We start from the raw sequence: 22,190 nt of genomic DNA on the forward strand, positions 1-22,190 counted from the left end.
TGAATCGCTCCCTCCGGGGCCGTTAGGATTTCGACCATGGCGGCCACTGGATCCGAGAAGCAGGGGACGAGCGAAGGCGCAAAGGCGTACTACGTATCGACCCCCATTTACTACGTCAACGACGCTCCTCACCTGGGCCACGCCTACACGACCGTTGCAGGGGACGTGCTCACGCGCTGGCACCGTCAGCGCGGCGAGAAGGTGTGGTACCTCACCGGCACGGACGAGCACGGTCAGAAGATCATGCGCACTGCCGAGGCGAACGACGTCACGCCCCAGGAGTGGTGCGACAAGCTCGTGGACGAGGCCTGGCGGCCTCTCTGGGAGCACCTGAACATCGCGAACGACGACTTCATCCGTACGACGGAGAAGCGTCACACGGACCGCGTGCAGGAGTTCGTCCAGGATCTCCACGAGAAGGGCGAGATCTACAAGGGCGGCTACGAAGGCCCGTACTGCGTGGGCTGCGAGGAGTACAAACTCCCCGGCGACCTCATCGACGGCGAGGCCGGCGGCGAGTTCGAGGGGCAGAAGCTCTGTCCCATCCACAAGAAGCCGGTGGAGCTCCTCAAGGAGGAGAACTACTTCTTCAAGCTGAGCGAGTACGGCCCCAAGCTCCTTGAGCACTACGCGGCCAACCCGGACTTCATCCAGCCCGAGTCGGCGCGCAACGAAGTCGTGAACTTCGTCAACCAGGGTCTTCAGGACCTGTCGATCTCCCGCTCGACGTTCGACTGGGGCGTCAAGGTCCCGTGGGACGACAAGCACGTGATCTACGTCTGGATCGACGCGCTCCTCAACTACGCCACGGCCGTCGGCTATGGAGCGGACGAGGAGAAGTTCAAGACAACTTTCCCCGCGGACGTCCATCTGGTCGGCAAGGACATCCTGCGCTTCCACGCGGTGATCTGGCCCGCGATGCTGATGGCGCAGGGCCTGCCGCTGCCGGGCCGGATCGCGGCGAACGGCTGGCTGATGGTCGGCGGCGAGAAGATGTCGAAGTCGAACCTGACGGGCATCAAGCCGCAGGACCTCACCTCGCACTTCGGTGTGGACGCGTACCGCTGGTACTTCCTGCGGGCCATCGCGTTCGGCCAGGACGGCTCGTTCTCCTGGGAGGACTTCACCGCGCGCTACACCAGCGAGCTGGCGAACGACTACGGAAACCTCGCCTCGCGCGTGGCCGCCATGGTCGGCAAGTACTTCGGCGGCGCGCTCCCGGAGGCGACTTCGCCGGGCGCGGCCGAGCAGGCTGTCCAGGAAGGCCTGGTCAAGGCGGTCGAGACGGCTGACCTGAAGATCGGCGAGGAGCTGGACTTCCAGGCCGGCATCCTGGCGGTCTTCGCCTTCGTCAAGCAGGTCAACGGCTACATCACGGAGCAGGAGCCGTGGAAGGTGGCCAAGGACGAGTCCCCGGAGGGCAAGGCCCGCCTGGCGACGATCCTCTACACAGCGGCGGAGTCGCTGCGCGCCGTGGCCGTCCTGCTGAACGCGATCATGCCGGAGACGTCACAGAAGCTGTGGGACTCCCTCGGCGCCGAGGCCTCGCTCGGCGCGCTCGCCGAGCAGCGGGTCCAGGACGCGGGTACGTGGGGTCAGCTGCCGGTTGGTGCCACTGTGACGAAGGGCGCGGTGCTGTTCCCGCGCCTGGAGGAGCCGAAGCAGTCGTAAGCGGTCGTTAACGGCCGTAAGCGTTCGTTAACGGTCGCACTGGCTGATCTCGAACCGGTCCGACCCGATCCCGAACTACTGTGAAAGGGCCCGCGATTGAACTCGCGGGCCCTTTTTTCTTGCCCAACTTGGCTGAATCATGCGGGTCAAATAGCGATACCGATCACATTCGACCAAAACTCACGTCGTCTTCACAGCTTCATACGTACGCTTCACTCTATGACCACGACTCCCGACACCCCGGACCGGCCGCGCTCAGCGGCCGAGGTGAACGAGGAGATACGCGCGCTCTGGCTGCGCACCGGCGGATATCTCCGCCCCGAGCAACACCTCGAGTACGAGAAGCTCGTCGCGGAGTGGGCCGAGGCGACGTCCGCTTCGTCGACCCCCTCGCCGGCCCTCTGAGGCTGCGACCAGCCGCTAACACCCGTAGGAAACCGCTTCGGCGTCGCCGCCCTCTCCGGCCTCGTACGACCCGATGAGCCGCGCCATCTGACGCCCCACCGCCCGCAGCGGCTCCTCGCTGCGGTTGACCTGAGCGGTCACCTCCGCACCCTCGACGGCACTGATCACGGTGGTCGCGAGTTCGCGCGCGTCCTGCGCATCGAAGCCCGATTCGAGCAGCTTCTCCTCGACCAGGCGCTCCCAACTCCCCAGCGCGGCGGCGCACACCCGCTGGATCTCCGAGTCCGTGCCCAGCGTCTCCAGGGCCGCGGCGGTGACGGGGCAGCCGTCGATCCAGCCGGACTCACGCAGCGCCGAAGCGAGTTCCGCCGTGCAGGCCTCGATCGCGGCGCCGGGGTCGTCGACGCTGGTCAGCGCCTCGCGCAGCACCACGGCGAACTCCTCGCCGCTGTGCGTGATCGCGGCCACCGCGACGGCTTCCTTGCCGCCGGGGAAGAAGTGGTAGACGGAGCCGAGCGTGGCCTCCGCGTCCTTCGCGATCTGCTTGATGCCGGTGCCGACGTACCCCTGACGCTGCAACAGCCGGGCGGCGGCGATGACGATGCGGTCGCGGGTGCCGGTCGTCGCGCCTGCGCCGGGGCCTGGTGTCGAGGTCGTCCGATCCATGCGGGCAGCTTACCCCGCGACTAATTAGAGCGTTCGTTCCAGCGGCGTGCTACGTTCTCCCCATGCTCTGGATAGAGCGCTCGTTCTAGTCGTCCGGGAGGACTCCATGAATGCCGGTCCCGTCACTCTCATCGGCCTGGGCCCCATGGGCCATGCGATGGCAACGGCCCTGCTCGACAAGGGCCACCAGGTGACCCTCTGGAACCGCACCGCGTCCCGCGCGGACGACCTGGTGGAGCGCGGTGCGATCCTCGCCGCCACCCCCGAGGAGGCGATCGCGGCCAACGAACTCGTGATCCTGAGCCTCACGGACTACTCCGCGATGTACACAATCCTCGAACCCGCGGCAGCGGCTCTTTCCGGCCGAACGATCGTCAACCTCAGCTCGGACACCCCGAAGAAGGCACGCGAGGCGGCGGCCTGGGCCGCCGGGCACGGCGCCGCCCACCTCACGGGCGGCGTGCTCGTCCCGCCGTCGGGCATCGGAAAGCCCGAGTCGTCGACGTTCTACAGCGGCCCTCGCGAGGCGTACGACAAGCACCGCGCGCCCCTTGAGGTCCTGACGGGCGGGACGGACTACCGGGGTGAGGACGCGGGCCTCGCCGCGCTGATGTACCAGCTGAACATGGTCATCTTCTGGACCAGCGTCTCCAGCTACTGGTACGCGGTCGCCCTCGCCAAGGCGAACGGCCTCTCGGCGACGGACATCCTCCCGTACGCGTCCGAGAACATGACCGGAATGCCGGAGTTCCTGTCCTTCTACGCGTCACGGATCGACGCGGACAACCACGCCGGAGACGTGGACCGCCTGGCCATGGGCCTGGCCAGCATGGAGCACGTCGTGGACACCCACAGGGACGCGGGCGTGGACGCCGCGCTGCCGTCCGCGGTGGCCGACCTGTTCCGCCGCGGCATGGACGCGGGCCACGCGGCGGACAGCTTCTCCAGCATCGTGAAGCTGCTGGAACGGCGCTGACCAGCACTGATCGGCTCCGGGCTGCACTGCCGCTTTGACATGCAGGTAAATGCCTGCATGATGGAGAGGTGAGTACGAGCGAGGGTCCGAGCCCCGTCGACCAGGTCTTCAAGGCCCTGGCCGACCCCACGCGCCGCTATCTCCTGGACCAGTTGCACGGCCGAAACGGCCAGACGCTGGGTGAGCTGGCCGAGCGCGTCGCGATGACGCGCCAGTCGGCCACCCAGCATCTGGCCCTGCTCGAAGCCGCGAACCTGGTCAGCACGGTGCGGCGGGGGCGCGAAAAGCTCCACTACCTGAATCCCGTGCCGCTGCACGAGATCCAGGAACGATGGATCGACAAGTTCGAGGACCCGCGTCTGCGAACCCTCAGCACCCTGAAACAACAGGCGGAGGCCGCCATGACCACCACGAAGCCGACGTACGTCTACGTCACCTACATCGAGAGCACCCCCGAGAAGGTCTGGCACGCCCTGACCGACGCGGATCTGACGGCCGCGTACTGGGGCCACGCGAACGTCTCCGACTGGCAGCCGGGCTCGCGCTGGGAGCACCGCCGCACCGACGGCTCGGGCATCGCGGACGTGGTGGGGAAGGTGGTCGAGAGCACGCCGCCCAGCCGCCTGGTGACGACCTGGGCCGACCCGGCCGCGGCCCCCGACTCCGCCGCCGCCCCCTCGCAGGTCACGTTCGACATCCAGCCGCACGGCGGAATCGTGCGCCTCACGGTGACCCACGAGAACCTCGCGGACGAGGCGGAGCGCGACGCGGCGGCGTCGGGCTGGGCGGCGGTCCTCTCGAACCTCAAGTCCCTCCTGGAGACGGGTTCCCCCCTCCCGCAGGAGCCGTGGCTGGTCCCGAACGACTGAGCCGCGCCACGGAGTACCAGCCACTGACTACCGGCTACTGAGTACCGTCGTGCGTCTCGCTACTGAGTGCCGTCGTGCGTCTCGTCCGGGTCGACGCCCATCATGATCGACCCGACGACGCCCTTGGCGATGCGGCCCTTGCGGTACGTCAGCTTCAGGAGGCCGTCCTGCGTGCCGCCACCGCCGTAGATCGTGTCCTCGTCCAGCGTCGTGCGCTGTGTCGTGCTCGTGGAGTACGGGGCCACCTCGGCCGAGGCGAGCACCGCCGTCTCCGCGAAGAAGAACTGGCCCGTGTGGCAGGCGTGGCCGCCCTCGTAGCCTGCGTCGGTCATCTTGCCGCCCACGTGGACCTTGGTGTGGATGTGCACGGCACGGCCCTGGTACCAGCCTGGGAAGACGGTCTTGAACTCCACGTAGCCGTGCTTGTCGGTGAGCTGCGTGCCCCGCAGGTAGCGCTCGTCGTCGGTGGGCTCCTGGTGGCCACCGCCGCCGCCCGGGCCGCCGGGGTCACCGGAGGGCGGGGTTCCGGTGGGCGTGCCGGTCGGGGTTCCCGTCGGCGGGGTGCCGCCTCCGGGCCCTCCCCCGCTCATCGACTCGTATCCCGAGTAGATCCCCAGCGCGTCGCAGTGCCAGATGTCCACGGCCGCGCGCTTCAGCGGCTTGCAGGTGTCGGCGTCGATCACCTTGAGGCGCAGGGTGAAGGGGATGCCCTCCCTATCCTCCGTGATGTCCTTGCGGATCTTGTCGGCGTCTATGTAGTACGGGCCCTCGGTCGTCTCGCCGGTCAGGCGGTAGCACGTCTCCGAGGAGGACGACGAGGCGTCGGAGGAGGGGGCGGACGTGGCGTCCGCGGTGTCCGTGCCTTCCGCCGACGCGCTCGCCGCCACCGCGCCGCCCACGCCCACCGCCGCCACCGCGGCGCCCGCCGCGAACACGACCTTACGGCGCGTCAGGTCCCGTTTGTGTGCGGGACCTTGGGGTTTCTCCGGGTGTGATGTGCTCTTCTCTGTCATGTCCCGGACGCTAGGCAGACCGCCTGTCAGGAACGTGTGCGCGAACTGTGGATGGGCACAGGAAAGGGCCCGGAACCGATGTGGTTCCGGGCCCTGATCGCTTCCGGTCGGGACTACTTGTCCGACTCGCCCTTGTTGGACGCGACCGGCTTGCGCAGCTGGATGTTCAGCTCGCGCAGACGGCTCTCCTCAAGCTCCGAGGGCGCGCCCATCATCAGGTCCTGGGCGTTGCCGTTCAGCGGGAAGGCGATCGTCTCGCGGATGTTCGGCTCGTCCGCCAGCAGCATGACGATGCGGTCGACGCCGGGGGCGATGCCGCCGTGCGGCGGGGCGCCGAGGCGGAAGGCGCGGAGCATGCCCGCGAACTCCCGCTCCACCGTCTCGGCTTCGTAGCCCGCGATCTCGAAGGCCTTGATCATGACCTCGGGCTCGTGGTTACGGATGGCGCCGGAGGACAGCTCGATGCCGTTGCAGACGATGTCGTACTGCCAGGCGAGGATGTCCAGCGGGTCCTTCTCCTCCAGGTCCTTCATGCCGCCCTGGGGCATGGAGAACGGGTTGTGGGAGAAGTCGATCTTGCCGGTGTCCTCGTCCTTCTCGTACATCGGGAAGTCGACGATCCAGCAGAAGCGGAAGACGCCCTCTTCGAAGTGGCCCGCACGCTTGGCCGCCTCGACGCGCACCGCGCTCATGATCTTCGAGACCTCGTCGAACTCGCCAGCGCCGAAGAAGACCGCGTGGCCGGGGGCGAGCGAGAGGCGCTTGGTGAGCTCCTCGACGTTCGCCTCCGTCAGGAACTTCGCGATCGGGCCGGTCAGCGAGCCGTCCTCGGCCACGCGGACCCAGGCGAGGCCCTTGGCGCCCTGCTCGACGGCGTAGTCACCGAGGCCGTCGAAGAACTTGCGGGACTGCGACGCCGTGTCCGGCACCGGCAGGGCACGCACGTGCTTGCCCGCGAACGCCTTGAACTCGGAGTCCGCGAAGATGTCCGTGATGTCGGTCAGTTCGAGCTTCGCGCGCAGGTCGGGCTTGTCGTTGCCGTACTTCAGCATCGACTCGCGGAACGGGATGCGCGGGAAGGGGGACGTCACCTCGCGGCCACCCCCGTACTCCGTGAAGATCTCCGTCATGAGCTTCTCGATGGGCTGGAAGACGTCTTCCTGCTCCACGAAGCTCATCTCGACATCGAGCTGGTAGAACTCGCCCGGCGAGCGGTCGGCGCGCGCGTCCTCGTCGCGGAAGCACGGCGCGATCTGGAAGTAGCGGTCGAAGCCCGAGATCATCAGCAGCTGCTTGAACTGCTGCGGGGCCTGTGGCAGGGCGTAGAACTTGCCGGGGTTCAGGCGGGAGGGGACAACGAAGTCGCGGGCACCCTCGGGGGAGGTCGCGGCGAGGATCGGCGTCGCCATCTCGTTGAAGCCGAGGGCCACCATCTTCGAGCGGATCGAGGCGATGACGGACGAGCGCAGCATGATGTTGCGGTGCATGCGCTCGCGGCGCAGGTCCAGGAAGCGGTACTCCAGGCGTCGCTCTTCGTTGACGCCGTCGTCCGCGTTGATCGTGAAGGGGATCTGCTGGGCGGCGCCGAGCACCTCGACCTCGGCGGCCTCGATCTCGATCTCGCCGGTGGGCAGCTCGGGGTTCACGTTCTCCGCGCCGCGCGAGACGACCTTGCCGTCGACGCGGACGACCGTCTCCTTGGAGAGCTTGTCGAGCGTCTCGGCGGCCTTGGTGCCGGGGCGGGCCACCAGCTGCGTGATGCCGTAGTGATCGCGCAGATCGATGAAGAGGATGCCGCCCAGGTCTCGGCGATTGTGCAGCCAGCCGCTCAGCCGGACGTCGGAGCCGACGTCAGAGGCGCGGAGCTCGCCGCAGGTGTGGGACCTGTACCGATGCATCTTCGTTCATCCAGTCTTCGCGAATAGGGGAGAGAGCAGACAGGCCCCAAGGCTACCGTCCGGGGGGAGATCGCTTTCCGGATTACTCCGCGCTCACTCTCCGCGCACCTCCGGGGCGGCTCTCCGTACCTCGGGGGCAGCTCTCCGTACCTCCGGGGCAGCTCCCCGCCACCCCCGGCGGTGGCGACTTGTCCGCCGATCTTCCTAAAGTGGGTCAATGCGCACCGACGATCCCCTGCAGCCGGCGGGGGACGAGCCCCTGCCTCCCGTAAGGGACGTCCTCGCCGCCATCGCGACCGGCCTGTGGCGCTGGGACAACGCGGCCGGCACCGTCACGCTCGACGCCGAGGCGGCCCGGCTCCTCGGGCTTCCGCCGCGCGCACAGGCGCTCACCGAGGCGGGCGTGCGCTCCCGCTTCCACCCGGTCGACTGGAACGAGATCGACGGGATCGTGCAGCTGGCCGTCGCCGAGGGCACCCTGGCCGAGGCCCGCCTGCGCATCATGAACGACCAGGGGCGGGTCATCCGCATCGTGCGCAGCCGGTCCAAGCCGATCGTGGACGAGGCCACACAGTCGTACGAGCTCATCGGCACCCTGCAAGAGGTCACCGAGCCCCCGCCCGGCGCCGCCGCGCGCTCTCCGGTCACCGGTGACTGGCGGCGCTCCCGCGAGGCGTTCCTGCTCGACGCGGGGCGCGCCCTTGCCGAGGCGCGGTCGACGGAGGAGGTGCTCCGGGTGGCCAGCGGGCTCTCCATGCCGGGGTTCTCGCCGGACGGGCTCGGTGTCTTCGGCGTCGAGGGCGACCGGCTCAAGATCATCGGGCATTACGGTCACCAGCCCGGCGACGACGTGCCCTTCTCCGCGATGCCCCTGGACACGGACTATCCGGCCGCCGAGGTGGTGCGCACGGGCCGCGCGGTCTATCTCTCCTCGCCGGAGGAGTACCACCGCCGCTTCCCCGCCACCTGGCCGCTGGCCCAGCCCTTCGACCGGCAGTCCTGGGCGTTCCTGCCGCTGACCGTCGCCGGGCGCACGATGGGTGCCTGGCTCGCGGCCTTCGCCTACCCCGTCTCGTTCACGCCGGACGAGCGCTCCGTCCTGACGACGGTGGCCCGGATGCTGGCCCAGGCGCTCTCGCGGGCCGGGGTCGCCGAGTCGGAGCGGGAGCTGACGGAGGGGCTCCAGCGCTCGATGCTGCCGCTGCTCGGGCCGCGCATCCCGGGGATGACCGTGGCCGCGCGGTATGTGCCGACCGGCGGCGGGCTCCAGGTGGGCGGCGACTGGTACGACATGATTCCGCTGCCCAGCGGCCGTATCGCCTTCGTCATCGGCGACGTCCAGGGGCACGACGTACGGGCGGCGGGCCTGATGGGGCAGCTGCGGATCGCCCTGCGCGCCTACGCCTCCGAGGGCCACCGCCCGGACGCCGTGCTCTCCCGCGCGACGCGCTTCCTCGCGGGCATCTCGGACGGCATCACGATCGGCTTCGACGGCGAGGACCAGGGCGCCAGCAGCCCCGACCCGCGCTTCGCGACCTGCCTGTACGTGGAGGCGGACCCGGCCACCGGCGTCCTGGAGATCGCCCGCGCGGGCCATCCGGAGCCCGCGATACGGATGAGCGACGGCACGATCCTGCTGCGTCCCACGGCGGGCGGTCTGCCGCTCGGCATCGACCCGGACGCGGACTACCCCACGACCCGCCTCGTCCTGGAGGCCGGCGAGACGATGCTGGTCTGCACCGACGGCCTCATCGAGACCGGCGGCCACGACCTGGACAGCGGCTGGAAGCGGATCCGCACGATCCTGGAGGAGCACGGGGGCGGCGACGGCGACGAGGACCTCGAAGCGCTGGCCGACACCCTCGTACAGGCCGTGCACGGGCCCTCATCGCACTACACGACCGGCCCCCTCGTGGACCGCCGCGAGGACGACATAGCGGTCCTGCTCCTTCGCAGGTCCGGCCACCCCGCCCACCGCACGCCCGCCCGCCGCACCGTCCTGACGGTCGCGCAGGCCGAGCCGGAGCGCATCGCGGGGGCGCGGCGGCATGTGCGGGAGCTGCTGCACGACTGGGCGGTCGCCGATCAGGTCGACTCGGCGGTCCTGATGGTCTCCGAGATGATCACGAACGTACTGGTGCACACGGACGGCGATGCCCTGCTCGTCGCCGAGGTCATCGGGGAGCCGGGCTCGCGCAGGCTGCGGGCGGAGGTGTCGGACGGCAGCGACGACCTGCCGCACAAGCGCCACCCCGGTGAACTGGCGTCGTCGGGGCGTGGGCTCGTCCTGATGGAGCTGCTCGCCGACGAGTGGGGCGTGGAGCCGAGGGGCGAGGGCAAGAGCATCTGGTTCGAGCTCTACGAGGGTGCCGTGGGACCCGACCCGGACAAGCCCTCCGGATAGCGCTCCCTCAGCTCCGAGATCACCCCGAACGCGGCGGCGGTCACCGGCACCGCGAGCAGCATCCCCAGGATCCCCGCGACGGACGCCCCGGCGGCGATCGCCAGCATGACGACCGCCGGGTGCATCTGGACGGTCCGCGACTGGATCACGGGCTGGAGCACATGCCCTTCGAGGACCTGCACGGCGAGTACGACACCCAGCGCCCACAGCGCGATGACGAACCCGCGGTCGGCGAGGGCGACCAGGACGGCGACGGCGCCGGAGATGAAAGCACCCAGATAGGGGATGTAGGCGCCGATGAACACGAGTGCGCCCAGGCCCCACGCCCCGGGCACCCCCAGGATCAGCAGCCCGATGGTGATGCAGACGGCGTCGATCAGGGCGATGAACGTGGTCCCGCGCATGAAGCCCTCGACGGCCTCGAAGGCGCGGCGGCCCATCGCCTCGACGACGTCGGCGGTGCCGCGCGGGGCGAGCGAGCGCATGGAGCTCATGGCGCGGTCGGAGTCGCGCAGGAAGAAGAAGACGAGCAGCAGGGCGAGTACGGCCATGGCGGTCATCTCGCCGACGACGCTGAGCCCGCTGAGCACCCCGGAGGCGGCGGAACCGCCGAACTTGCCGAGCAGTTCCTTGGCGTTGGACGCCATGTCGTCCAGGGATGTCCCCGCCGCGCCGAAGTGCTCGGAGAGGTCGGTGGCGGCCTGCTTCAGGGAGGCGATGATCTGGTCGCCGGTGTCCATCAGGGCCCTGACCACGATGTAGACCGCGCCGCCGACGACCGCGACGACGGCCGCGCAGGTGAGCCCCGCGGCCAGCGAGCGCTGCACCTTCATCTTCAGGAGCCATCGGTAGACGGGCCCGAGGAGTGCCGTGCCGAGGAGGGCGAGCAGCACCGGTGTGGCGGCCGCCTTGAAGGTGACGAAGAGCCAGATCGCCACGGCGGCCACGCCGGCGACGAGCAGGAGGACCACGCACCAGGCGGCGGTACGGCGTGCGGGCTCGGGCAGAAGGGTGCTCACCCCTCCTACCCGAGCACGGGCTCATCGGCCCCGCACGTTATGTACGGCTACCCGCCTGCCCCTCCGCGGACTACATGCCGTGCACGGCCGGAACCGTGCCGAGCAGGCCCTTCTGGAAGTCCTCGAAGGCCTGCTGGAGCTCGGCCTGACTGTTCATCACGAACGGACCGTAGTGCGCCATGGGCTCGCGGATGGGCTGCCCGCCGAGCAGCACGACCTCCAGGTCGGGGGTGTGCCCGTCCTGCTTCTCGTCCGCGCGGACGGTCAGCGAGGAGCCCGCGCCGAAGACGGCGGTCTGGCCCATGTGCACCGGGCGGCGCTCGGCACCGACCGTGCCGCGCCCGGCGAGGACGTACGCGAGGCCGTTGAAGTCCTCGCGCCAGGGCAGCGTGACCTCGGCGCCGGGGCGCACCGTCGCGTGGATCATCGTGATCGGCGTGTGCGTGACGCCGGGGCCCTGGTGTCCGTCGAGCTCACCGGCGATGACGCGCAGGAGTGCGCCGCCGTCGGGGGAGGTGAGCAGCTGGACGTGACCGCCGCGGATGTCCTGGTAGCGGGGGTCCATCATCTTGTCCCGCGCGGGCAGGTTGACCCACAGCTGGAGGCCGTGGAACAGGCCGCCGGACTGGACGAGGGACTCCGGGGGCGCCTCGATGTGCAGGAGGCCGCTGCCGGCGGTCATCCACTGGGTGTCGCCGTTCTGGATGGTGCCGCCGCCACCGTTCGAGTCCTGGTGCACGAACGTGCCGTCGATCAGGTACGTGACGGTTTCGAAGCCGCGGTGCGGGTGCCAGGGCGTGCCCTTCGGCTCTCCCGCTCCGTAGTCCACCTCACCCATCTGGTCCATCATGATGAACGGGTCGAGGTACTTGTAGTTGATCCCGGCGAACGCCCGGCGCACCGGGAATCCCTCGCCCTCGAAGCCGCTCGGCGCGGTCGTCACGCGGAGCACGGGACGGGCCACGGCATCGGCGGACGCGGCCACACGGGGCAGGGTCAGCGGGTTCTCGACGGTCACAGCGGGCATGTCGGTGCCTCCTTCTTCGTACGCTCACTTTAGTTGAACGTAGAACTTCTTGCCACCGGGAACGCGAGACGCCCGGAGGTAATTCCCTCCGGGCGTCATGTCTGGTCCGTGTACCCGACGCGTCAGCCGTACATCCTGCGCATCGCGAAGTCGACCATCTGCTCGACGGCCTTGGCGTCGAAGACCATGCGGTGCTCGCCCTCCATGTCGAGGACGAAGCCGTAACCGGTGGGGAGGAGGTCGATGACCTCGGCACCCGTGATCACGAAGTACTTGGACTCCTTGCCCGCGTACCGGCGCAGCTCCTTGAGCGACGTGAACATCGGGATCACGGGCTGCTGGGTGTTGTGCAGGGCGAGGAAGCCGGGGTTGTCGCCGCGCGGGCAGTAGACCTTCGAGGTGGCGAAGGCCTGCTGGAAGTCCTCGGCGGACATCGAGCCCGTGGTGAAGGCGCGCACCGCGTCCGCGAGGGACGGGGGCGACGGCTCGGGGTAGAGCGGGGGCTGCTGGGCGTAACCGCCCGGGCCGCCCGGCATCTGCTGAGGCGGCGGCTGCGGCGGTGCGTAATGCTGCCCGGCGCCCGCTTGCTGGTCGTAGCCGTACATGGGGGCAAGCGTACCGAGGCCGGACGGGGCGCTGCTCACACTTGGGGGATCAGGGGTTGCTTCTTATTACCGGCGGGTAGCATTATCGGTAGCTACTAACTGGTACGTGGTTTTTTCGCTTACGCAGACAGCCTTACGCAGACCCGCCTGAGGATCCCGCCTCCCCGACCCAAACGGAGCCGTCGCCATGGGGCACTACAAGTCGAATCTCCGCGACATCGAGTTCAACCTCTTCGAGGTGCTCGGCCGCGACAAGCTGTACGGCACCGGCCCGTTCGCGGAGATGGACGTCGACACCGCCAAGACCATCCTCGACGAGCTGCGCCGCCTCGCCGAGAACGAGCTGGCCGAGTCCTTCACGGACGCCGACCGCAACCCGCCGGTGTTCGACCCCGAGACCAACACCGCGCCGGTACCGGCGTCCTTCAAGAAGAGCTACCAGGCCTTCATGGACTCCGACTACTGGCGCCTCGGCCTGCCCGAGGAGATCGGCGGCACGACCGCGCCGCGCTCCCTGATCTGGGCGTACGCGGAGCTGCTCCTCGGTGCCAACCCGGCCGTGTGGATGTACTCCTCCGGTCCGGCGTTCGCGGGCATCCTGCACGAAGAGGGCAACGAGGCACAGAAGAAGATCGCCGCGATCGCCGTCGAGAAGCAGTGGGGCTCGACGATGGTCCTGACCGAGCCGGACGCCGGTTCGGACGTCGGCGCGGGCCGCACGAAGGCTGTCCAGCAGGAGGACGGCTCCTGGCACATCGAGGGCGTGAAGCGCTTCATCACGTCCGGTGAGCACGACATGTCGGAGAACATCCTCCACTACGTCCTCGCCCGCCCCGAGGGTCACGGCCCCGGCACCAAGGGCCTGTCCCTCTTCCTCGTCCCGAAGTACGAGTTCGACTGGGAGACCGGCGAGCTGGGCGAGCGCAACGGCGTGTACGCCACGAACGTCGAGCACAAGATGGGCCTCAAGGCGTCCAACACGTGCGAGATGACGTTCGGCGACCAGCACCCCGCCAAGGGCTGGCTGATCGGCGACAAGCACGACGGCATCCGCCAGATGTTCATGATCATCGAGTTCGCCCGCATGATGGTCGGCACGAAGGCCATCGCGACGCTCTCCACGGGTTACCTCAACGCCCTGGAGTACGCAAAGGAGCGCGTGCAGGGCCCGGACCTCGCCCAGTTCATGGACAAGACGGCCCCCAAGGTCACCATCACGCACCACCCCGACGTGCGCCGCTCCCTCATGACGCAGAAGGCGTACGCGGAGGGCATGCGCGCCCTGGTGCTGCACACCGCGGCCGTCCAGGACGACATCCAGATCAAGGAGGCGGCGGGCGAGGACGCGTCGGCGCTGATCGCGCTCAACGACCTGCTCCTGCCCATCGTCAAGGGCTACGGCTCGGAGAAGTCGTACGAGCAGCTGGCGCAGTCGCTCCAGACGTTCGGCGGCTCGGGGTACCTCCAGGAGTACCCCATCGAGCAGTACATCCGTGACGCGAAGATCGACACCCTCTACGAGGGCACGACCGCCATCCAGGGCCAGGACTACTTCTTCCGGAAGATCGTCCGTAACCAGGGTGCCGCGCTGAACGGCCTCGCCGAGGAGATCAAGAAGTTCCTCGCGGTCGGCACGGGCGGCGAGAGCCTGGCCGGGGCCCGCGAGGAGCTGGCCAAGGCGGCGGTCGAGCTGGAGGCCATCGTCGGCGTCATGCTGACGGACCTCGCGGCCACCGAGCAGGACGTGAAGTCCATCTACAAGGTGGGCCTCAACACGACCCGCCTCCTGATGGTCTCCGGCGACGTCGTCGTCGGCTACCTCCTGCTGCGCGGGGCGGCTGTCGCCGCCGAGAAGCTGGAGTCGGGCACGGCCTCCACCAAGGACAAAGCGTTCTACGAGGGCAAGATCGCCGCGGCCAAGTTCTTCGCCGCGAACGTCCTGCCGGGCGTCACGGCCGAGCGGAAGCTCGCCGAGGGCGTGGACCTGTCCCTCATGGAACTGGACGAGTCAGCGTTCTAGCCTCCACGGCTCCACCTACGCCAACGGCCCGCCCCCGGAGTTCCGGGGGCGGGCCGTCGGCGGTTCTGGGGGGGCGGAGCCGTGGGCGCAGGGTGGTTCAGGGGGTGATGCGGGGTGTCGGGTGGGTGGGTGGGGGAGATCCGGCGCGGAGCGGCGGGACAGGCGGGGGCGCCGCCGCAGCCGGCCGGCGGGCGGGCGGAAGGAGGGGACTCCGGCGGTACAAGCGCCGGGATTCGGGCACATCCGGTACAGAAACTCCCGGAAACGGGCGCCCACGCCAGAGAAAACCGCTAGCTAGGCTGGAAGCCATGAGCACACCTGCCCGCTTCGACCGCGGCCTCTCCGACGACCTCATCACCTTCCTTGCGGCAAGCCCCTCCCCGTATCACGCCGTGGCGGGCGCCGCGGAGCGGCTGGAGAAGGCCGGCTTTAGGCAGGTCGAGGAGACCGACGCCTGGGACGGTTCGACCGGCGGGAAGTATGTGCTGCGCGGCGGCGCGATCATCGCCTGGTACGTGCCCGAAGGGGCATCCGCGCACACCCCGTACCGCATCGTCGGCGCCCACACCGACTCCCCCAACCTCCGCGTCAAGCCGAAGCCGGACGCGGGCGCGCACGGCTGGCGGCAGGTGGCGGTCGAGATCTACGGCGGCCCGCTGCTCAACTCCTGGCTGGACCGCGACCTCGGCCTCGCGGGCAGACTCTCGCTGCGGGACGGTTCGACGCGCCTGGTGAACATCGACCGGGCGCTGCTTCGTGTCCCGCAGCTGGCCATCCACATGGACCGCGGAGTGGTCGCCGACGGTCTCAAGCTCGACAAGCAGAAGCACATGCAGCCCATCTGGGGCCTGGGCGACGACGTGCACGAGGGCGACCTCATCTCCTTCCTGGAGGAGGAGTCGGGCCTGACGCCCGGCGACGTCACCGGCTGGGACCTGATGACGCACCCCGTCGAGGCGCCCTCCTACCTCGGCCGCGACCGCGACCTCATCGCGGGCCCGCGCATGGACAACCTCCTCTCCGTGCACGCCTGTACGGCGGCGCTCGCCGCCGTCGCCACGGCGGACGACGCCGGCTCCCTGCCGTACATCCCCGTCCTCGCCGCCTTCGACCACGAGGAGAACGGCTCCCAGTCCGACACGGGCGCCGACGGCCCGCTCCTCGGCTCGGTGCTCGAACGTTCCGTCTTCGCGCGCGGCGGTACGTACGAGGACAAGGCCCGCGCCTTCGCCGGCACCGTCTGCCTCTCCTCCGACACGGGCCACGCCGTGCACCCCAACTACGCCGAGCGGCACGACCCGACGCACCACCCCCGCGCCAACGGCGGCCCGATCCTCAAGGTCAACGTCAACAACCGGTACGCCACCGACGGCGCCGGACGTGCCGTGTTCGCCGCCGCCTGCGAGAAGGCGGGCGTGCCCTTCCAGAGCTTCGTGTCGAACAACGCGATGCCCTGCGGCACGACGATCGGCCCGATCACCGCGGCCCGGCACGGCATCAAGACCGTCGACATCGGCGTCGCGATCCTCTCGATGCACAGCGTGCGCGAGCTGTGCGGCGCCGACGACCCGCACCTGCTCGCCAACGCCCTTGTGGCGTTCCTCCGGGGCTAGGAGCTGACGGGCGCTCAGGACGAGGGCTGAGGGGCACTCAGGACCGCCGCCCCGAGGGCGATTTCCGCTTCCCTGTGTGATGGTGCCGGGCCCGGGTACCCGGAGTCCCTGCCACGACTTAGGGAGGCGGTCCACATGGGCCTGGGCGGATGCATACTTCTGATCGCCGCGGGCGCCATCCTCGCGTTCGCCACCGACTGGGAGATGGACGGCATCAACGTCACCGTCGCCGGTCTGATCATGATGGCCGTGGGCGTGATCGGTGTCGCCGCGTTCACCAACGCGCGCCGCAAGACGGTCGTACCGCCGGGCGCGACGGTGATCGAGACGGAGGACGACCACCACCGCCACGGCTTGTAACAGCTCCACCCGCTCGTCTTCGCAGGGCCCGGCAGCCGCATCCACCGCTGCCGGGCCCTGCCGCATGACGCCACGTCACGGTGAACTCCCCCGGCTTTCCACGGTGTCATGGGCGGTGCGGGGTACTCATGGCTCCATGAAACTTCTCGTACGCGACCGACTGCTCGGCATCGGTGACGACTACTGGATCGAGGACGACCAGGGCCAGAAGGTCTTTCTCGTCGACGGCAAGGCGATGCGCCTGCGCGAGACCTTCGAGCTCAAGGACATGCAGGGCCGTGTCCTCATCGACATCCACGCGAAGATGCTGTCGCTGCGCGACACGATGGTGATCGAACGCGACGGCGAGCCCCTGGCCAAGATCAAGCGCAAGCGCCTCTCGCTGCTGCGCAACCACTACCGCGTGGAGCTGGTCGACGGCACCGAGCTCGACGTCAGCGGCAAGATCCTGGACCGCGAGTTCGCCATCGAGTACGACGGCGAACTCCTGGCCGACATCTCCCGGCGCTGGTTCCACGTCCGCGACACGTACGGCCTGCAGATCGTCCGCGAGGACGCCGACGCCTCCCTGCTCCTGGCCGTCGCGGTCTGCGTGATCCGCCTGGCGGAGAAGGAACGCGGCGACGACTAGGGCCACCGGGCAATTTCAGCGCGGAGGGTCCTCAGCGCTGAGGGGCGTCCACCCCGAGGAGCCGGTCCTTCAGCGCGGGGAACTGCTCACGCGTGGCGGCGACCTTCGCGAGGTCGAGGTCGACGGTGAGGACCTCCTCACCGTCCCCCGCCTCGGCGAGCACCTCGCCCCAGGGGTCCACCACGACACTGTGCCCCGCCTGGGGGACCCCGGCGTGCGTGCCGCCGGTGCCACAGGCCAGGACGTACACCTGATCCTCGACGGCCCGCGCCCGGGCGAACAGCGTCCAGTGCTCACGCCGCCGCGCGGGCCACCCCGCGGGCACGACGAACATCTCGGCGCCCGCGTCGACAAGGCCCCGGAACAGCTCGGGGAAGCGGAGGTCGTAGCACGTGGCGAGCCCGATCGCCGCGGCCGGCGTCCGTACCGTCACCAGTTCGCTGCCCGCCCCCATGAGCACGGCCTCGCCCTTGTCGAAGCCGAACCGGTGGATCTTGCGGTACGCGGCGGCGAGCGAACCGTCCGGCGAGAAGACGAGCGAGGTGTTGTAGAGGTCCCCGGCCGCGTCCCGCTCCGGGACGGACCCCGCGTGCAGCCAGACGCCAGCGTCACGCGCTGCCTTGGCCATCGCTTCGTACGTGGGTCCCTCAAGCGATTCCGCCTGGCTCGCGAACGTTTCGTACGCGAAGGCGCCCGTTGTCCACAGTTCGGGAAGAACGATGAGATCCGGCCGCTCACGCTCGGCTACTTCTCGTACCAGTGAAGAGACGCGCGAGCGGCGGGAATTGACCGTTTCGCCCTCGTCTACGGCGATCTGGATGAGGGAGGCGCGCACACTACCACCGTCCTGGCATTCGAGCCGTCAACACGGGCCTACGATCGTCACACGAAAGCACTGCCGGGGTGCCTGTGGGCAGCGTAACTTAGCGTCTCAGACACCCACCGCCCGCGTACGACCGTCGAGGGGTCCCGTGAGTCTCCATCCCAGCCTGCAAACCTACGCCGACGCCTGGACCCAATCCGTATCAGCCATATCCGAGCTGGTGTCACCGCTCGCCGAGGGAGAGTGGAACTGGGCCACGCCCTGCCCCGGCTGGTCGGTGCGGGACATCATTTCCCACGTCATAGGCCTGGACTGCGAGATGCTGGGCGACCCGCGCCCCATCCACACCCTGCCCCGCGATCTTTACCACGTGAAGACCGAGGGCCAGCGCTACATGGAGATGCAGGTCGACGTCCGACGGCATCACACGGCGCCCGAGATGACCTCCGAGCTGGAGTACACGATCATCCGCCGCACGCGTCAGCTGCGGAACGAATCGCGCGACCCCTCCCACAAGATCCGCGGCCCGCTCGGCACGGAGCAGACCCTCGAACTGGCCACGCGGATGCGCGCGTTCGACGTCTGGGTGCACGAGCAGGACCTGCGTACGACGCTGAAGAAGCCCGGCAACCTGGACTCCCAGGGAGCGTTCGTGGCGCGGGACCTCCTGCTGCACGGACTGACCGACGTGGTCGCCAAGAAGGCCGGGGCACCGGTGAATTCGGCGGTCGTCTTCGACGTGAGCGGTCCCGTCGAGTTCCTGCGCACGGTCCGCGTGGACGCCGACGGGCGGGCCACGGTCGACAGCTCCCCCTCGCTCGGCCCGCTCGCCACGCTGAGCCTGGACTGGGAGACGTACTTCCGCCTCGCCTGCGGCCGTATCTCGTACGCGTCGGTGGCCGACCGGGTCAAGATCGAGGGCGATCACGGTCTCGCCGAGGCGATCCTGCGGGAGTTCGCGGTCACGCCGTAGCCCTTCGGGACCCGGGGCCCCGCCTCAGACCTCAGGCCTCAGGCCTCAGACAGGAACGTGCACGGCCTCCACGCGGCTGGCGACAAGCCGCTCCTTCTCCCTGCGCACCGCGCGCGTCCGCAGCCGCAGGATCTGGCTGAGGCCCACCGCTTCGAGGACGAAGACGGCGGAGAAGGCGATCCGGTAGTTGTCGCCGGTCGCGTCCAGGAGAACGCCGATCGCGAGCAGCGTCGTCATGGAGGCGACGAAGCCGCCCATGTTCACGATGCCGGACGCGGTGCCCTGCCGCTCCGGCGGGTTGGCGGGCCGCGCGAAGTCGAAGCCGATCATGGATGCGGGGCCGCAGGCGCCGAGCACCGTGCACAACATGATCAGCAGCCACATCGGGGCGTGGTCGCCGGGGTAGTGGATCGTGACCGCCCACATCGTGGCCGTCGCGGCGACGGTGCCGATCGCGAGCGGCGTGCGTGCCGCGTGGTGCCGGGCGACGATCTGGCCGTAGACCAGGCCCACCACCATGTTCGAGAGCACGACGAGGGTGAGCAGCGTCCCGGCCGTGGCGCGCGTGAGGCCCTGCGCCTCGACGAGGAACGGCAGGCCCCACAGGAGCAGGAACACCATCGCGGGGAACTGCGTGGTGAAGTGCACCCAGAGGCCGAGCCGGGTGCCGGGCTCGCGCCAGCTCATGGCTATCTGCTTGCGCACGAAGGCTCCGCCGGAGTGCCGCACGGGCTCCGGCGCGTATCCCTCGGGGTGGTCCTTGAGGAACAGCGTCATCAGTACGAGGACGACGACGCCGCACAGCGCGCTGCCCGCGAAGGCCGCGGTCCAGCCGACGGAGTGCAGGAGCCGGGCCAGGACGAGGGTGGAGACGAGGTTGCCCGCCATGCCGACCAGGCCGGCGAGCTGGGCGACCATCGGGCCGCGCCGGGCGGGGAACCAGCGGGTGCCCAGGCGCAGCACGCTGATGAAGGTCAGCGCGTCACCGCAGCCGAGCAGCGCGCGGGACGCGAGCGCCATCCCGTACGAGGGCGAGAAGGCGAAGCCGAGCTGCCCGATCGTGAAGAGCACGACCCCGATGGTCAGCACGCGCTTGGTGCCGAGCCGGTCGACCATCAGGCCGACGGGTATCTGCATGCCCGCGTAGACGAGCAGCTGGAGGATCGAGAAGGTCGAGAGCGCGGAGGCGTTGACGTGGAAGCGGTCGGCGGCGTCGAGACCGGCGACGCCGAGGGAGGTGCGGAAGATGACGGCGACGAAGTAGACGGCGACGCCGATGCCCCAGACGAGCATGGCCTTCTTGCCGCCGGGCGGATCGCCGGGCAGGGAGACGGGCACGGTGGTCATCGGACTTCGCCCCTGGCCAGGTTCTGGAACCATCCGACGTGCCGGGTGACCACCGCTTCGGCGGCCTCGACGTCGCCGGAGGTCAGGGCCTTCAGGAGCTCCTCGTGCTCGGCGAGCGTCTTGGCGATCCGGTCGGGGTGGGAGTGCATCACGGCGACGCCCATCCGCAGCTGCCGGTCCCGGAGCTGGTCGTAGAGGCGGGCCAGGATCTCGTTGCCGCCGCTGCGCACGATCTCGGCGTGGAAGCAGCGGTCGGTCACGGCGGCGGCGGAGAAGTCCCCGGCCGCGGCCTGCTCGCGCTGCTGGTGAAGCAGCTCCTCCAGGCGGGCGAGCAGCGCGGGCGGCGCCGGCACCGCCTTGCGCACCGAGTGTGTCTCCACCAGGAGCCGTGTCTCGACGACGTCGGCGATCTCCTGCACGGACACCGGCAGGACCAGGGCGCCCTTCTTGGGGTAGAGCCGCAGGAGCCCCTCGACCTCCAGCTTCAGGAGGGCCTCGCGCACCGGTGTGCGGGACACCCCGACCGCCTCGGCGAGCTCGCCCTCGGTGAGCAGCGTGCCGCCCTCGTACCGGCGGTCGAGCACGCCCTGCTTGACGTGCGCGTACACGCGCTCGGCTGCGGGCGGCCGCTTGAGGGTCTGTGTGGGGGGTGAGGCGGGTGCGACAGGCATGCGCACAGCATAGATACAACAGGTACTCATGAGGGCGTCCATTCCACGATCCGGACATCACCCGCGTTCCCGTGCATCCATTTGCTTCTCTCGTGTGTCATACCTGTCGAGCGGCACCCTCATGTGGCCGCATTCCAGGGGCATTTGGGCATTGGGAGCACAGAACTTGAAAACCCCCATCAAGGGCATTCGTCGCGCATCGGCCGTTATCGTCACCGCGAGCGCGGTCTTCGCGGGCGGAGCCCTCACGACCCCGGCCCACGCGGCCGCACTGCCGAAGCCGTCCATCGCCGCCAAGGGCGGCTACGTGATGAACAACGGCACCGGCAAGACGCTCTTCACGAAGGCCGCCGACACCCGCCGGTCCACCGGCTCGACCACCAAGATCATGACGGCGAAGGTCGTGCTCTCGCAGTCGAACCTGAACCTCGACTCCAAGGTCAAGATCGAGAAGGCCTACAGCGACTACATCGTCCGGAACACCGCCTCGTCCGCCCGGCTGATCGTCGGCGACAAGGTCACCGTCCGCCAGCTCCTGTACGGCCTGATGCTGCCGTCCGGCTGCGACGCGGCGTACGCGCTCGCGGACAAGTTCGGCAAGGGCTCCACGCGTTCCGCCCGCGTGAAGTCGTTCATCGGCAAGATGAACGCCCAGGCCAGGAGCCTGGGCATGACGAACACCCACTTCGACTCCTTCGACGGGATCGGCAACGGGAGCAACTACTCCACGCCCCGTGACCTGACGAAGCTCGCCAGCAGCGCGATGAAGAGCTCCACGTTCCGTACGGTCGTGAAGACGAAGTCGACGAAGCAGAAGGTCACCACGAAGAGCGGCGGCTACCGCTACATGTCGTGGTCGAACACGAACAACCTGCTCAGCAGCTACAGCGGCGCCATCGGCGTGAAGACGGGCTCCGGCCCGCAGGCCAAGTACTGCCTGGTCTTCGCCGCGACCCGCAATGGCAAGACGGTCATCGGCACGGTCCTCACCTCGACCTCCTCCGACGCCCGCACGAAGGACGCGAAGAAGCTGATGGACTACGGCTTCAAGAAGTAAGCCTTCCTCCGGGGTCCGGATCGGCCTCTGAGGGGAGTACGACGAGGGGGCCCGCCGCGTGATGCGGCGGGCGGAACCTTCCGAGCGGGCCGGGGAGTTCATACGTACAGCACCACGACGCCGCACGACCCGGTCCCGCACG

General features: G+C 69.1%; 20 protein-coding genes. 11 read left to right on the plus strand and 9 right to left on the minus strand.

Going from position 1 to position 22,190, the window contains the following annotated elements; translation table 11 throughout:
* Positions 1-36 precede the first annotated feature (36 nt).
* Together metG and ABZ906_RS22895 are read left to right on the plus strand one after the other, a co-directional pair.
* Entirely contained in the window at positions 37-1,671 is a 1,635-nt protein-coding gene (gene metG / locus ABZ906_RS22890; RefSeq protein ID WP_361190611.1) for a methionine--tRNA ligase, read from the plus strand.
* Positions 1,672-1,890: 219 nt separating this feature from the next.
* Complete coding sequence (locus tag ABZ906_RS22895) at positions 1,891-2,076, plus strand: hypothetical protein (protein WP_361190608.1); 186 nt, start codon at positions 1,891-1,893, stop codon at positions 2,074-2,076.
* 15 nt (positions 2,077-2,091) lie between these two features.
* On the opposite strand, the gene ABZ906_RS22900 is transcribed toward ABZ906_RS22895, so the two are convergent.
* Complete coding sequence (locus ABZ906_RS22900) at positions 2,092-2,742, minus strand: TetR/AcrR family transcriptional regulator (RefSeq protein ID WP_361385376.1); 651 nt, start codon at positions 2,740-2,742, stop codon at positions 2,092-2,094.
* 106 nt (positions 2,743-2,848) lie between these two features.
* Here ABZ906_RS22900 and ABZ906_RS22905 point away from each other — a divergent pair, with 106 nt between their 5' ends.
* Positions 2,849-3,718, plus strand: coding sequence for an NAD(P)-binding domain-containing protein (locus ABZ906_RS22905; protein WP_361385379.1), 870 nt, complete (start codon positions 2,849-2,851; stop codon positions 3,716-3,718).
* 68 nt (positions 3,719-3,786) lie between these two features.
* On the plus strand, positions 3,787-4,587 hold the full coding sequence (locus ABZ906_RS22910) for a metalloregulator ArsR/SmtB family transcription factor (RefSeq protein ID WP_361385382.1): 801 nt from the start codon (positions 3,787-3,789) through the stop codon (positions 4,585-4,587).
* A gap of 59 nt (positions 4,588-4,646) precedes the next feature.
* Here the strand turns inward: ABZ906_RS22910 and ABZ906_RS22915 are convergent, their stop codons facing one another.
* A complete protein-coding gene (locus tag ABZ906_RS22915; RefSeq protein WP_361385385.1) occupies positions 4,647-5,600 on the minus strand; it encodes an intradiol ring-cleavage dioxygenase in 954 nt (317 codons plus the stop codon).
* Positions 5,601-5,713: 113 nt separating this feature from the next.
* Entirely contained in the window at positions 5,714-7,498 is a 1,785-nt protein-coding gene (gene aspS / locus ABZ906_RS22920) for an aspartate--tRNA ligase (RefSeq protein WP_361385388.1), read from the minus strand.
* 217 nt (positions 7,499-7,715) lie between these two features.
* Here aspS and ABZ906_RS22925 point away from each other — a divergent pair, with 217 nt between their 5' ends.
* The gene (locus tag ABZ906_RS22925; protein WP_361385391.1) at positions 7,716-9,902 is read left to right on the plus strand and encodes a SpoIIE family protein phosphatase; all 2,187 of its coding nucleotides are present in this window, start codon (positions 7,716-7,718) and stop codon (positions 9,900-9,902) included.
* Here the strand turns inward: ABZ906_RS22925 and ABZ906_RS22930 are convergent.
* From ABZ906_RS22930 to ABZ906_RS22940, 3 genes are all read right to left on the minus strand, one after another.
* Positions 9,857-10,921: an AI-2E family transporter gene (locus tag ABZ906_RS22930; protein ID WP_361385394.1), complete on the minus strand. Its 1,065-nt coding sequence runs from the start codon at positions 10,919-10,921 to the stop codon at positions 9,857-9,859. The genes ABZ906_RS22925 and ABZ906_RS22930 overlap by 46 nt on opposite strands.
* A 70-nt stretch (positions 10,922-10,991) precedes the next feature.
* Positions 10,992-11,948 (minus strand): pirin family protein, encoded by a 957-nt coding sequence (locus tag ABZ906_RS22935; RefSeq protein ID WP_361190588.1) that lies wholly within the window; start codon positions 11,946-11,948, stop codon positions 10,992-10,994.
* Positions 11,949-12,070: 122 nt separating this feature from the next.
* Positions 12,071-12,553, minus strand: coding sequence for an SseB family protein (locus ABZ906_RS22940; RefSeq protein ID WP_361190585.1), 483 nt, complete (start codon positions 12,551-12,553; stop codon positions 12,071-12,073).
* 187 nt (positions 12,554-12,740) lie between these two features.
* On the opposite strand from ABZ906_RS22940, the gene ABZ906_RS22945 reads away from it, so the two are divergent.
* The 4 genes from ABZ906_RS22945 (at position 12,741) to ABZ906_RS22960 (ending at position 17,177) form a co-directional block, all read left to right on the plus strand.
* A complete protein-coding gene (locus tag ABZ906_RS22945) occupies positions 12,741-14,573 on the plus strand; it encodes an acyl-CoA dehydrogenase (protein ID WP_361385397.1) in 1,833 nt (610 codons plus the stop codon).
* A 308-nt stretch (positions 14,574-14,881) separates the two neighbouring features.
* Positions 14,882-16,186: a M18 family aminopeptidase gene (locus ABZ906_RS22950; protein WP_361385400.1), complete on the plus strand. Its 1,305-nt coding sequence runs from the start codon at positions 14,882-14,884 to the stop codon at positions 16,184-16,186.
* Positions 16,187-16,321: 135 nt separating this feature from the next.
* Positions 16,322-16,546, plus strand: coding sequence for a hypothetical protein (locus ABZ906_RS22955; protein ID WP_361190577.1), 225 nt, complete (start codon positions 16,322-16,324; stop codon positions 16,544-16,546).
* Between the two features lie 136 nt (positions 16,547-16,682).
* The gene (locus tag ABZ906_RS22960) at positions 16,683-17,177 is read left to right on the plus strand and encodes an LURP-one-related family protein (protein ID WP_361190574.1); all 495 of its coding nucleotides are present in this window, start codon (positions 16,683-16,685) and stop codon (positions 17,175-17,177) included.
* 31 nt (positions 17,178-17,208) lie between these two features.
* Here the strand turns inward: ABZ906_RS22960 and ABZ906_RS22965 are convergent, their stop codons facing one another.
* Positions 17,209-18,012, minus strand: coding sequence for a carbon-nitrogen family hydrolase (locus tag ABZ906_RS22965; protein ID WP_361190572.1), 804 nt, complete (start codon positions 18,010-18,012; stop codon positions 17,209-17,211).
* A gap of 136 nt (positions 18,013-18,148) precedes the next feature.
* Here ABZ906_RS22965 and ABZ906_RS22970 point away from each other — a divergent pair, with 136 nt between their 5' ends.
* Entirely contained in the window at positions 18,149-18,973 is an 825-nt protein-coding gene (locus ABZ906_RS22970) for a maleylpyruvate isomerase family mycothiol-dependent enzyme (protein WP_361190569.1), read from the plus strand.
* Positions 18,974-19,018: 45 nt separating this feature from the next.
* On the opposite strand, the gene ABZ906_RS22975 is transcribed toward ABZ906_RS22970, so the two are convergent.
* Together ABZ906_RS22975 and ABZ906_RS22980 are read right to left on the minus strand one after the other, a co-directional pair.
* Complete coding sequence (locus ABZ906_RS22975) at positions 19,019-20,320, minus strand: MFS transporter (protein ID WP_361190567.1); 1,302 nt, start codon at positions 20,318-20,320, stop codon at positions 19,019-19,021.
* Entirely contained in the window at positions 20,317-20,991 is a 675-nt protein-coding gene (locus tag ABZ906_RS22980) for a GntR family transcriptional regulator (RefSeq protein WP_361190564.1), read from the minus strand. The genes ABZ906_RS22975 and ABZ906_RS22980 overlap by 4 nt, the downstream gene beginning before the upstream one ends.
* Before the next feature lie 121 nt (positions 20,992-21,112).
* Between ABZ906_RS22980 and ABZ906_RS22985 the strand changes: the two genes are divergently transcribed.
* Positions 21,113-22,048, plus strand: a complete 936-nt coding sequence (locus ABZ906_RS22985) for a serine hydrolase (RefSeq protein WP_361191210.1) — start codon at positions 21,113-21,115, stop codon at positions 22,046-22,048.
* Positions 22,049-22,190 lie beyond the last annotated feature (142 nt).

The sequence above is a fragment of the Streptomyces sp. NPDC046925 genome, from assembly GCF_040644915.1.
Lineage (GTDB): Bacteria > Actinomycetota > Actinomycetes > Streptomycetales > Streptomycetaceae > Streptomyces.